This is a genomic window from Arcobacter roscoffensis (assembly GCF_024267655.1).
GTDB lineage: Bacteria > Campylobacterota > Campylobacteria > Campylobacterales > Arcobacteraceae > Arcobacter_B > Arcobacter_B roscoffensis.
Genome location: NZ_CP100595.1, coordinates 63346 through 75189, shown reverse-complemented (window position 1 = coordinate 75189; position 11844 = coordinate 63346). Strand labels below are relative to the sequence as shown.

13 protein-coding genes are annotated in these 11844 nt (G+C 28.4%); 7 read left to right on the top strand and 6 right to left on the bottom strand.

Translation table 11 applies throughout. The features are described from left to right. The first annotated feature begins 145 nt into the window (after positions 1-145). The 7 genes from NJU99_RS00405 to NJU99_RS00375 all read left to right on the top strand — a co-directional run bounded on the left by NJU99_RS00405 (position 146) and on the right by NJU99_RS00375 (position 6837). Positions 146-586 (top strand): deoxycytidylate deaminase, encoded by a 441-nt coding sequence (locus NJU99_RS00405; protein ID WP_254576765.1) that lies wholly within the window; start codon positions 146-148, stop codon positions 584-586. Then, on the top strand, positions 582-1184 hold the full coding sequence (locus NJU99_RS00400) for a class I SAM-dependent methyltransferase (RefSeq protein WP_346731826.1): 603 nt from the start codon (positions 582-584) through the stop codon (positions 1182-1184). Before NJU99_RS00405 ends, NJU99_RS00400 begins: the two co-directional genes overlap by 5 nt. Before the next feature lie 80 nt (positions 1185-1264). Next, positions 1265-2014 carry a (Fe-S)-binding protein gene (locus NJU99_RS00395; RefSeq protein WP_254576764.1) on the top strand — a complete coding sequence of 250 codons (750 nt, stop codon included), beginning with the start codon at positions 1265-1267 and terminating at the stop codon, positions 2012-2014. Beyond that, complete coding sequence (locus NJU99_RS00390) at positions 2011-3381, top strand: lactate utilization protein B (protein WP_254576763.1); 1371 nt, start codon at positions 2011-2013, stop codon at positions 3379-3381. The genes NJU99_RS00395 and NJU99_RS00390 overlap by 4 nt, the downstream gene beginning before the upstream one ends. Continuing rightward, a complete protein-coding gene (locus tag NJU99_RS00385; protein WP_254576762.1) occupies positions 3374-3964 on the top strand; it encodes a LutC/YkgG family protein in 591 nt (196 codons plus the stop codon). The genes NJU99_RS00390 and NJU99_RS00385 overlap by 8 nt, the downstream gene beginning before the upstream one ends. A gap of 27 nt (positions 3965-3991) precedes the next feature. Continuing rightward, positions 3992-6184: a sensor histidine kinase gene (locus NJU99_RS00380; RefSeq protein WP_254576761.1), complete on the top strand. Its 2193-nt coding sequence runs from the start codon at positions 3992-3994 to the stop codon at positions 6182-6184. 2 nt (positions 6185-6186) lie between these two features. Continuing rightward, complete coding sequence (locus NJU99_RS00375) at positions 6187-6837, top strand: response regulator transcription factor (RefSeq protein WP_254576760.1); 651 nt, start codon at positions 6187-6189, stop codon at positions 6835-6837. On the opposite strand, the gene NJU99_RS00370 is transcribed toward NJU99_RS00375, so the two are convergent. From NJU99_RS00370 to NJU99_RS00345, 6 genes are read right to left on the bottom strand one after another with little or no spacing between them, the layout of a single operon-like run. Continuing rightward, complete coding sequence (locus tag NJU99_RS00370) at positions 6834-7352, bottom strand: GNAT family N-acetyltransferase (RefSeq protein WP_254576759.1); 519 nt, start codon at positions 7350-7352, stop codon at positions 6834-6836. The two genes, NJU99_RS00375 and NJU99_RS00370, sit on opposite strands and share 4 nt — an antisense overlap. A gap of 7 nt (positions 7353-7359) precedes the next feature. Further along, positions 7360-8007 (bottom strand): response regulator transcription factor, encoded by a 648-nt coding sequence (locus NJU99_RS00365; RefSeq protein WP_254576758.1) that lies wholly within the window; start codon positions 8005-8007, stop codon positions 7360-7362. Between the two features lies 1 nt (position 8008). After that, complete coding sequence (locus NJU99_RS00360; protein ID WP_254576757.1) at positions 8009-9118, bottom strand: two-component system sensor histidine kinase NtrB; 1110 nt, start codon at positions 9116-9118, stop codon at positions 8009-8011. A gap of 46 nt (positions 9119-9164) precedes the next feature. Then, on the bottom strand, positions 9165-10361 hold the full coding sequence (locus NJU99_RS00355; RefSeq protein WP_254576756.1) for a thiolase family protein: 1197 nt from the start codon (positions 10359-10361) through the stop codon (positions 9165-9167). A gap of 17 nt (positions 10362-10378) precedes the next feature. Further along, positions 10379-11008: a 3-oxoacid CoA-transferase subunit B gene (locus NJU99_RS00350; protein ID WP_283256452.1), complete on the bottom strand. Its 630-nt coding sequence runs from the start codon at positions 11006-11008 to the stop codon at positions 10379-10381. An 8-nt stretch (positions 11009-11016) separates the two neighbouring features. Further along, a complete protein-coding gene (locus NJU99_RS00345; protein ID WP_254576754.1) occupies positions 11017-11664 on the bottom strand; it encodes a CoA transferase subunit A in 648 nt (215 codons plus the stop codon). Between the last annotated feature and the right edge of the window lie 180 nt (positions 11665-11844).

Below are 11844 nucleotides of genomic sequence, written 5' to 3'. Positions count from 1 at the left end.
TAAGATATATTATCAAAAATTAGATTATAACTAAATTTTTAACATATAATAAAAGCTTCCTTTAAGGAAAAAACTAATTTTTTTTATAAATTTAATATTATTCAATTAAATTTGCTATAATTTCAAAAAATTTTATAGGAATAAAATGCTTAATGATCAAACATTTATAAACATAGCACATGAAATTGCAAGTGCTTCAAAATGTGTATCTAAACAAGTTGGTGCAGTAATTGTAAAAGATGGAAGAATTTTATCAACTGGTTACAACGGTACTCCATCAGGATATACAAACTGTAGTGACCACTGGAAAGGTGAATATACTAAAGATCATCATGATTGGTCTAAGACATATGAGATACATGCCGAGATGAATGCTCTTATTTGGGCAGCAAGAAAAGGTATTAGTATTGAAGATGCTACTATTTATGTAACTTTAGAGCCATGTAGTGAATGTTCTAAGAATCTAATTGCAGCAGGTATAAAAAGAATAGTTTATGATAGAGCTTATGAGCATACTAATTCAGAAGTTGTATCAAAGTTTATAAAAGACAATAATGTAGTAATACAGCAGGTACAGAAAAATTAGTTTTAATACAAAATATAAAATAGGTAGTAAATACAACCACTCTTTTTACTCTAATGTAATCAAAAAACATGGAATAAGTCATGAAGCAGTACATTGGCAATCAAAATATACTCAATATAAAAGATTTGAAATTTTAACTTCTTTTATAATTGATGATATAAAAAACAGCAGTATTGTTGATGCAGGCTGTGGTTTTGCTGAGTTCTATGTTTATCTTAAGAAAAACTCTTTAGAACCTAAAGAGTATATAGGTTTAGATATGGAAGAAGATATGATTAGACTTGCAAAAAAAAGACTTAATCATTTAGATTTGAAAGTATCAAATATTTTAAAAGAAACACTATTAATCAAAGACTATTATATATGTAGTGGAGCTTTGAATATATTAACAAAAGAAGAAACACTTATTTTTATAAGTAAATGTTTCAATAACTCAAATAAAGGTTTTATCTTTAACTTTTTAAAAAAAGACACTCTTAATAATGTAGACTATAACGATATAATCGAATTTTGCAGGGAACTTCCATGTGAAATAAAAGTACAAAATGGCTACTTAGAAAATGATATAAGTGTGTACTTAAAGAAATCACTTGACTAATTAGTTAAGTAAAACTCAAAATATCATACATATTTCATACGCAAAGTATAGAATTAGTTTATAACAATAAAGGAGTATGTATGAAAGTTGGTCTATTTATTCCATGTTTTATGAATGAACTTTACCCAGACATTTGTAAAGCAACATATAAAGTATTAAAAAAACAAGGTTTAGAGATTGATTATCCTATGAGTCAAACTTGCTGTGGTCAACCTATGGCAAACTCTGGATGCTCAAAAAGTATAGAAACTTTAGCAAAACAGTTTGTTAAAAACTTCAAAGACTATGACTATATAGTTGCCCCTAGTGGATCATGTGTTGCGATGGTAAAAGAACATTATGCACCATTTTTCGATAATGACTCTGATTACAATAAAGTAAAAGCTTCTATTTATGAAGTTTGTGAATTTTTACATGATGTAATAGGTATAGAGAATCTAAAAATAGATGTAAGTTTTGCTCACAAAGTTGGTCTTCATAACTCATGTCATGGGCATAGAGCCTTAAAGCTTGGAACTGCAAGTGAACTTAATGTTCCATATAACTCAAAATTAGAAAATATATTAAATATAGTAAAAGATATAGAGCTTGTTGAGCTTAAAAGAAAAGATGAGTGTTGTGGATTTGGTGGTACATTCGCAGTATCAGAAGAAGATATATCTGTTGCTATGGGTAAAGATAGAATTAAAGATCATTTAGACTCAGAAGCAAGAGTTATGACAGGTGCAGATATGTCATGTCTTATGCACATGGATGGGCTAATAAATAGAAACAACTATCCAATAAAAGTAATGCATATTGCACAAATTTTAGCAGGAGAAGAACTATGAGTACACATCCACAAAATGCAAAAGAATTCGTAGCTAATGATGAAAGAATGCACTGGCACGATGAGGCTTTATGGTTTGTAAGAGCAAAAAGAGACTTAGCTTCTAAATCTATTCCTGAATGGGAACAATTAAGAGAGTATGCAAGTCAAATAAAAACTCATACAATGTCAAATCTTGATAAGTATCTTTTAGAGTTTGAAAAAAATGCAAATGCAAAAGGTATTACAGTTCACTGGGCTAATGACGCAAATGAGCATAATGAAATTGCCTATAAACTTTTAAAAGAAAAAAATGTTAAAAAGCTTGTAAAATCAAAATCAATGCTAACAGAAGAGTGTCACTTAAACCCTTTCTTAGAGCAAAGAGGAATTGAAGTAATTGATACAGACTTAGGTGAAAGAATTGTTCAATTAAGAAATGAACCACCTTCACATATTGTACTTCCTGCAATTCACTTAAAGAAAATGGATGTTTCTGATACATTCCATGAAAAATTAGGCACTGAAAAGGGAAATGATGATCCAACTTATCTAACAAGAGCAGCAAGAGCAAGTTTAAGAGAAGATTTCTTAACAGCAGAAGCAGGAATGACAGGTGTAAACTTTGCCATAGCAAATACAGGTGGTGTTGTTGTTTGTACAAATGAAGGTAACGCAGATATGGGTGCTTCTGTTCCGAAGTTACATATAGCGTCAATGGGAATGGAAAAGATTATTCCAAGATTAGAAGACCTATCAGTATTTACAAGACTACTTGCAAGAAGTGCTACAGGTCAACCAATTACTTCTTATACTTCACACTTCCATGGTCCTGTTGAAGGGGGAGAAATGCATATTATTATTGTAGATAATAAAAGAAGTGAATTCTTAAGTTCTTCAAAATATAAAAAAGCTCTAAACTGTATTAGATGTGGGGCTTGTATGAATACTTGTCCTGTATATAGAAGAAGTGGAGGGCACTCTTATGAATATACTATTCCTGGACCAATCGGTTCTATTTTAGGTGCAGTAAAAGAGCCAGAAAAACACAGTACTTTACCATTTGCTTGTACATTATGTGGTTCATGTTCTCATGTATGTCCTGCAAAGATTGACTTGGATTCTCAACTTTATGCAAGAAGACAAGACTTAAGTGAAATGGATTTAATTGATCCAAAGAAAAAAATGGCAATGAAAGTAACTGCTTGGCTTATGAGTAAACCAAGTCTATTTAATTTAGCTGGAAAAGTAGCTAGAAAAGTTGTTCCAAAACTTCCAAATTCACTTGTTTACAATAAATCAAATGTATGGGGAAGACAAAGAGACTTACCTAAAATGCCAGAGAAAAGCTTCAAAGAGATGTTTGAACAAGGAGAATTAGATGACTAGTAAAGAAAAAATTCTAAATAGTATTAGAAAAAATAATGTAGTTGAAAATGTTGAACTTCCAAATTCATATGAAAACTTTGGTCTAACTTTTGAAGATAAATTTGAAAAATTCTCTACAATGATTGAATCAGTGGGAGGAAAAGCTTTACTTATTGATAAAGCAGATTTAGAAAAAACAATAAGTGAACTTTATCCTGATGAAAAAATCATAGCTTCAAATGTTGAAGGTTTTTCATTAAAAAACTTTGATGCAAATGAAAAAGAAACAGCCTATGAACTAAAAGATATTGATTTAGCGGTTGTAAAAGGTAATTTTGCAATTGCAGAAAATGGTGCTGTATGGATGAAAAATGAAGACAATAGACATAGAGCTTTATACTTTATAGCACAAAATATCGTAACAGTTTTAGATGAGAAAGATATTTTAAATAATATGCATGAGGCATACACTAAAATCAATTTTGAAGACAATGGTTATGGTGTATTTATTTCAGGACCATCAAAAACTGCTGATATTGAACAATCATTAGTAATTGGTGCTCATGGACCAAAATCTGGATATGTAATTTTTACAAAATCTTGATATAATAGCTAAATAGAAGGGTTTTTAATGAAGAAATTTATACTATTTAGCTTACTAATAATTAATTTTTTATATGCAAATAATGCAAAAGAAGTGTTGTTACTTCACTCATATCATAAAGGATATGTTTGGAGTGATGATATTTCAAAAACTATAGAACAAGCTTTTTCAAAACACAATAATATCGAGCTTACAACAGTTTATATGGATACTAAACATATAGCAGATCCCATTTATTTAGATAAACTAGCTGCACTTTATAAAGAGCAATTTAAAACAAGAGATTTTGATTTAATAATTGCAAGTGATAATAATGCTTTTGATTTTACAATTAGATACCATGACTATCTTTTCAAAGACCTACCTGTACTTTTTTGTGGAATAAATAATTTTGATGAAGCCTTACTTGATGAAAATAATATGAAAAAGTATATGACAGGAGTAGTTGAACAAGTAGATTTAGAAAAAAACTTTGAACTTATAAAAGATTTACATCCAAATATCAATAAACTTCTAATTATAAATGATAGATCAAAAACTGGTTTAGCTGTAAAAAGAGACCTAAGAAACATCATAAAAAAGTATCAAAAAGAGTTTACAATAGAGTACGTAGATAAAATGGAAATTCAAACCCTAAAGGATAAAGTCTCTAAACTTGGGGAGAATGATGTGATTTTGTTTGTACTTTTATTTAAAGATACAACAGGTAAATACTTCACATATAAACAAAGCTTTTTAGAGGTTAAAGCTGTAAGTAATGTTCCTATATATGGGCTTTGGGACTTTTATTTAAACTATGGAATTGCAGGAGGACTTTTAACATCAGCAATAGCACAAGGTGAATCTGTATCAAAAATGGCTATTGATGTTTTAAATGGTAAAAAGATACAAGATATTCCAGTTATTGATAAATCACCAAATAGATATATGTTTGATTACAATGAACTTGAAAGATTTGATATAGAAGTAGATAATCATTTAAGCGATTATATTTTGATAAATGAACCAAACTCTGTTTATAGAAAATTTATAAAATTCATTGTCTTAGCGATTATTATAATTATGGTTTTAAGTATTATTGTTGTGGTTTTAAGGGCAAATATAAAAAGAAGAAAAAAACTAGAACTTGCCTTATCAAATCAACTTGAATTTGATAAAGTACTACTTGACACTATACCAAACCCTATTTACTATAAAAATGTAGAAGGTAAATTTCAAGGATGTAATTTAAGTTTTGCAAATCTTGTAAGTAAAGATAGAGATGAGATAATTGGGAAAAGTGCTTTTGATTTCTTTCCCTATGAAGTTGCTTTAAAAAATACAAATATCGACCAAGAACTAATGCAAACCTTTAGTACAAGTACTTCTGAATTTACTTTTTATACTTCATCTAGTCATATGAAACATATAATCTTAAACAAAGCAGTTTATAAAAATATCGATGGAAGTGTTGGTGGAATAGTTTGTATTATGGATGATATTACTGAAAGAGTTCAACAAAAGCAGTTTTTAATCCAACAAAGTAAATTAGCTGAAATGGGTGATATGGTTGCTGCAATTGCTCATCAATGGAATGAACCACTAATAGAGTTATCAGCGCAAGTTCAGGATATTCAAACTTCTTATTTATTAAATGAACTAAAAGATACAGATGTAAAAGACTTTGTAAATGACTCAATGATTCAAATAAAATACATGTCAAGAACGCTAAATGATTTCAGAAACTTCCTAAAACCATCAACAAAGAAGAAACTGTTCTCGATTTCTAAAGCTTTAAATGAGATAAATGAAATTATAGGAAAACAGATATTCTACTCAAATATTAATATGTCATTTAACTACAAAAATAAAAATGAAGAGCTTTTAATATATGGTTATGAAAATGAGTTTAAACAAGTTTTATTAAATCTTATCAATAACTCTAAAAACAAGATTCTTGAACAAGATAATCCCCACACGCAAAAAGGAAATATTGATATAAATATCCAAAGAGATGATAATTATAATATAATAGAAATATGTGATGATGGTGGAGCTATTGAAGATAAAATTATAAGCTCAATCTTCCAGCCTTATTTTACCACTAAAAAAGACGGTACAGGAATTGGGCTTTATATGGCAAAAGTTATAATAGAAGATAAAATGAGAGGTTCTATTACAGTTAAAAATGACCATAATAATGTTATCTTTACAATAAAACTTCCTCATAAAAAGGTTTGAAAATGAAAATTTTACTTTTAGAAGACAATAAAAAACTAAATGAAACAATAAAAAAAAGACTAAAGCTAAAAGGTTATACTGTTGAAGCCTATATGGATGGGGCAGAAGTTTATGAAAAAATTACAGATGGATATAGCTGTTTTATTTTGGATATAAATGTTCCAAATATTGATGGAATAAAAATTCTAAAAAGAATCAGAGAGTTTTATGAAACTATTCCTGTAATTATCATTTCAGCAAGTGTAGAACTAGATGTAATTAAAGAGTCTTATGATTTTGGATGTAATGATTATTTGAAAAAACCCTTCTTTATAGATGAGCTTGAAATCAAAATTGAGAAGTTATGTAACATTCAGGATGATTATTTACATTTTGACAAGGATTGTTATTTTGATTATAAATCCTCAACAGTTGTAATAGATAAGCAAGAGCATAGACTTACAAAAAAAGAAAGACTTTTAATGAACCTGTTTTTAACTAAGAAAAATCAAGTTCTATCTTATGAAAGTATTGAAAACTACGTATGGGAAGGAAGCTTTGCTTCTTTAGAATCTATAAGAAGTTTAATAAGAAGATTAAGAAAAGTACTTCAAAGGGACTACATCCAAACAGTAGTAGATACAGGCTATATATTCAAAGTAGAGACTTCTTAGATTCCTAAAGAAGCTTTCATTTGAGTATATAACTCTTCATATTCCTCATTAGTTAATACTCTTTTATGGGATAAAAAAAGAAGTTCTAAACTCTCTTGTTTTTGTCTAAAAGGCACTTGATAGTGTTTGAAATCATTTACTTTAAAATCAAATTTTTCATAAAACCTTAATCTTTTTTTACTAATTTCATCATTTATTAACTCAATTTCTAAAACTACTTCTTTATGTGAGCTTAGTAAGCTATTCAAAATTTTTGAACCATATGATTTCCCTCTAAAGCCTAAATCAACAGCAAAGTGCTCAATAAATCTAAATTTATCAAAGTCCCAATAAAATACTATTCCTACAAAAGTTTTATCATCTAAGTAAGCATGCATTTTATATCTAGAATCATTTTGAATTTGCTTTTGTTCTTCTAAACTTCTTCTTTCAATTGAAGGAAAAGATGTTTCATACAAACTCCAAGCTTTATAAAATAAATCATTATTTTTTAAATCTACAATAGATAAAGTCATAAAACTCCTAATTTTCAGTTAGCAGTAAATAATAGCCTCTATTAGATGAAGCTTTAATTGTAAGAGGCATTTTTTTTCTTAATCTTCTAATTAATGTTCTAATAGCATCAATAGAAGCATATTCACCTTTCCAAACATAGTTTTGTATATTCTCATAAGTAACTAATTTATTTAGATTTATTGCGAAAAGATTAACTAATAAGCTTTCTTTTTCAGTTAGATCATTTCTTTTATTATCTACTGTTAAAACACTTTCTTTGAAATTAAAAATGCAACTTCTTCCTAATATAATCTCATTAGTAGGAATATTACATAATTTATCAATTTTAATTTCAAGTTCATCTATAAAAAAAGGTTTTTTCAAATAATCATTACATCCAAAACTATATGACTCCTTAATGATATCAAGTTCTACTGTTGATGAAATTATGATTACAGGACAATCCGCATAAAAATCTCTGATTTTTTTCAGTATTTTTATTCCATCAACATTTGGGACATGAATATCTAAAAGAAAACAAGAATAACCATTTGTTATATTATCATAAGCATCTTGTCCACAAGAATAAGAGTGTACTTTATAACCTTTTAGCTCTAATCTAAGTTTGATTGTTTCATTTAGAGTTTGATTGTCTTCTAAGAGTAATATTTTCATATTATACTTCTTTATGTGGTATTTCAATAGAGAAAATTACATTATTACCATTATTTCTTGCCGAAACTTTACCTGACATTTTATCTTCTATAATGGTTTTCACCATATATAAACCAAAGCCTGTACCATTCTCTTTAGTGGTAAAAAAAGGATCAAATATCTGTCCTTTTATTTCATCTTTTATAGGGCCTGCATTATCTATAATTTCGATAACTGTTAAATTTTTTTTATTTCTTAGTTTGATTGTAATAACCCCTTCAAAATCAATATTTTCATAGGCAGCTGTTATTTTATTTTTTGCATTATTAATAATATTAAGTATTACTTGTTTTAACTGATTTTTATAACCTAAAATCATAAATGTTTCATTTTTATCATAGTCAAAATTAACTTTTATATTAAAATAAAATATTTGTTTACCAACAATGTCAAAGATCTCTCTAATTGCTTTTTTTAAGTCAAACTCATTCTTAACAGTTGAAGGCTTTAAAAAATTTCTAAAATCACTTAATGTTTCAGACATATATTGAATAGGAATCATAGAATCCTCTACAAAATTGGAAATTTTCTCTTTATCAATTTGGTTGGTTGAATAAAAAAGTTCCATTTTTTGCACTTGAGCTGAGAGTTCAACCAAAGGTTCATTCCATTGATGAGCAATAGAAGCAATCATCTCACCCATTTCAGCGAACTTACTTTGTTGTATTAGAATCTCTTTTTCTTTAATTCTTTGTGTTATATCTGTCATAATGCAAACAATACCTTTTACAACACCTGATTTATCTTGACAAACAGCTTTACTTAAATTGTAGTATCTAACTTCACCATTATCTTTAATAAAATGTACTTCATCTTCATAAGGTTGAAGAGTTTTCATTATTTCTTTATCGATTAATTTGTTTCTATCTGCAGCACTTTTAGGAAAGAATTCATAAGCAGATTTGCCTATGATTTCTTTCTTACAAGTATTTGTAAGCTCTGAAAATCTAGTATTACATCTTATAAAATCACCTTTTATATCTTTGTAATATATAGGATTAGGTAAAGCATCCAATAAAACATCCTCAAAATTTAATTTTTTCTCTAAAGCATGATAATATTCTTTATTCATATCAATTCCTAAATAATTTATAAAAATTATATCATTATACATAAAATTATTCTATATTTTTGACTAAAATTGCTGTACCCATTCCTCCACCGATACATAATGAAGCTAATCCATACTTTGAATTTTCTTTTTTCATTTGATGTACTAAGGAAACAATTATTCTATTAGCACTAGCACCTACTGGATGACCTAAAGCAATTCCACTACCATTTACATTAATTTTTTCCTGAAGTATCTCATCAGTTAAATTCACTTTTTCTTTCAATAACTCAAATACTCCTAGAATTTGTGAAGCAAAAGCTTCATTAATTTCTATAAGATCAATTTCATCAATTGACATATTATTTTTTTCTAAAAGTTTTTCAATAGCATATGCAGGACTAAGTCCCATAATAGAAGGACTAATACCTACCTGAGACACATCAACTATTTCTACTAAAGGAGTTAAATTATATTTCTTAATAGCATCCTCTGAGACAATTAATGTAAAACTAGCCCCATCATTTATTCCTGATGCATTACCAGCTGTAACTGTTCCATCTTTTTTAAATGCAGGTCTAAGTTTTTTTAATTTCTCAATTGAAGTATTTCTATTTATATATTCATCTTTATCAAAAAGAATATCACCCTTTCTAGTTTTAACCTTAATTGGAGTAATTTCATTAATAAATTTTCCTGCATCATCTGCTATTGCAGCTTTTTCTTGAGAAAATATTGCATATTCATCTTGCATATCTCTTGTAATATGAAATTTTTGAGCTATATTTTCAGCTGTTATTCCCATATGATAGCCTTCAAAGGCATCAACTAAAGCATCACTCATTGAATCGATTAATTTACTATCACCTAAGGCTGTTCCTGCTCTTACTTTTGAAGAAACTAAAAAAGGTGCTGAAGACATATTTTCAACACCACCTGCAATAATTACATCTTTCTCACCAGCTTTTATTTCAGAAATTGCATTCATAACAGCTTTCATACCAGAACCACATAACATATTTACAGAATATGCAACTGTAGATTCAGGTAAGCCCCCATAAATAGATGCCTGTCTTCCAATACCTTGAGAGTGACCTGCTGATAAAATATTTCCAACTATAACCTCATCAACTATTGTATTATCAATGTTTTTAGTTAAATCTTTTATTACTTGTCCAGCTAAATCACCAGGTTTAACATCTTTTAGTGTTCCTAAAAAACTACCTATTGCACTTCTTTTTGCTTCAACTATATAAACTTTCATTTAGTTCCTTCTATTTATTATTTTTTAAGAGCAACTGTATAAGTTGCTGGGGTAAGCTCTTTTATTTGTTCCAAAGATGTATCACCCATTAATTCTATTAAATATAATTTTCCATCAATATATTCAAAAACACCTAATTCAGTAATAATCATATCAATTACGTTTTTTCCAGTAAGAGGTAATGTACACTCCTTTAGTATTTTAGGAAGTCCTTTTGCAGTATGTTGCATAGCTACAATAACTTTTTTTACACCACTTACTAAATCCATTGAACCACCCATCCCTGGCACAAACTTCCCAGGAATATTCCAACTTGCTAAGCTTCCATTTTCATCAACCTCTAAAGCTCCCAAAACAGTAATATCAATATGTCCACCTCTAATAATTTCAAAAGATGTGGAAGAATCAAAGAAAACACCACCTGGTTTTAAATTTACATGTGTTCCACCTGCATCTATAACATTTTCATCTTTATTTTCTTCATTAGCCTTATCCCATATTCCTGCAAAACCATTCTCTGAATGTAGAATTATTTCTACATCAGAGGGTACATAGTTTGGAACTAAAGTAGGAAGGCCTATTCCCAAATTGATAAAATCCCCACTTCTAAACTCTTTTACGACTCTTTTTGCAATTAATTCTTTCACTAACATTTTTAAACCTTTACGATATGATTAATATATACAAATGGAGTATGCACAATACTAGGATCAAGTTCTCCATTTTCAACTATTTCCTCAACTTCTGCAATTGTAACTTTTGCAGCACCTGCCATAGGAACATTAAAATTTCTTGTTGCCCCTTTATATAGTAAATTCCCTGCCTTATCTGATTTATATGCTTTAAGAATTGCTAAATCAATATGTATTGGTTTTTCTAGAATATACTCTACACCATCAACTGTAACTACATCTTTTCCTTCTTGAACTAATGTTCCTAAACCTGTTCTTGTTAAAACACCTCCCAGTCCAGCAGCAGCAGATCTTAATCTCTCAGCTAAAGTACCTTGTGGAACTAACTCTACTTCAATAAAGCCATCATTAACTTGTTGCTGTGTATCTTTATTTGTACCTATATGACTAGCCATTAATTTAGATACTCTTTTATTTGTTATTAACTTACCAATTCCTTTTCCTTCAAAGAAAGTATCAGTTGCAACTAATGTCAAATCTTTTACATCTGTTTTTAATATCTCATCAATAATATTATGAGCATTTCCACATCCTAAAAATCCACCAATGGAAATTGTCATACCGTCTGTAAGAAACTTTCCAATTTCACTTATTTCTATTTTCTTATCCATTCTAGTATTTCCTTTTATAAATCAGATTTGTTTACAATGAAAGTATATGAGTAAATAATGATAAAATTATGGCAATAACAAGACTAAAAGATTAATTTATAAAATAATTTTTTAGATTAAAGTTTTTATAAAAACAATAGCTATGTGGAGGCATTTCATAGCTATTGTATTAATTGTATT

What these genes read in the sequence shown, in the direction of transcription:
- NJU99_RS00395 (WP_254576764.1), top strand. Translation starts at nt 1,265, where the DNA reads ATGAAAGTTGGTCTATTTATTCCATGTTTTATGAATGAACTTTACCCA.
- NJU99_RS00375 (WP_254576760.1), top strand. Translation starts at nt 6,187, where the DNA reads ATGAAAATTTTACTTTTAGAAGACAATAAAAAACTAAATGAAACAATA.
- NJU99_RS00385 (WP_254576762.1), top strand. Translation starts at nt 3,374, where the DNA reads ATGACTAGTAAAGAAAAAATTCTAAATAGTATTAGAAAAAATAATGTA.
- NJU99_RS00390 (WP_254576763.1), top strand. Translation starts at nt 2,011, where the DNA reads ATGAGTACACATCCACAAAATGCAAAAGAATTCGTAGCTAATGATGAA.
- NJU99_RS00370 (WP_254576759.1), bottom strand. Translation starts at nt 7,352, where the DNA reads ATGACTTTATCTATTGTAGATTTAAAAAATAATGATTTATTTTATAAA.
- NJU99_RS00360 (WP_254576757.1), bottom strand. Translation starts at nt 9,118, where the DNA reads ATGAATAAAGAATATTATCATGCTTTAGAGAAAAAATTAAATTTTGAG.
- NJU99_RS00345 (WP_254576754.1), bottom strand. Translation starts at nt 11,664, where the DNA reads ATGGATAAGAAAATAGAAATAAGTGAAATTGGAAAGTTTCTTACAGAC.
- NJU99_RS00380 (WP_254576761.1), top strand. Translation starts at nt 3,992, where the DNA reads ATGAAGAAATTTATACTATTTAGCTTACTAATAATTAATTTTTTATAT.
- NJU99_RS00405 (WP_254576765.1), top strand. Translation starts at nt 146, where the DNA reads ATGCTTAATGATCAAACATTTATAAACATAGCACATGAAATTGCAAGT.
- NJU99_RS00365 (WP_254576758.1), bottom strand. Translation starts at nt 8,007, where the DNA reads ATGAAAATATTACTCTTAGAAGACAATCAAACTCTAAATGAAACAATC.
- NJU99_RS00355 (WP_254576756.1), bottom strand. Translation starts at nt 10,361, where the DNA reads ATGAAAGTTTATATAGTTGAAGCAAAAAGAAGTGCAATAGGTAGTTTT.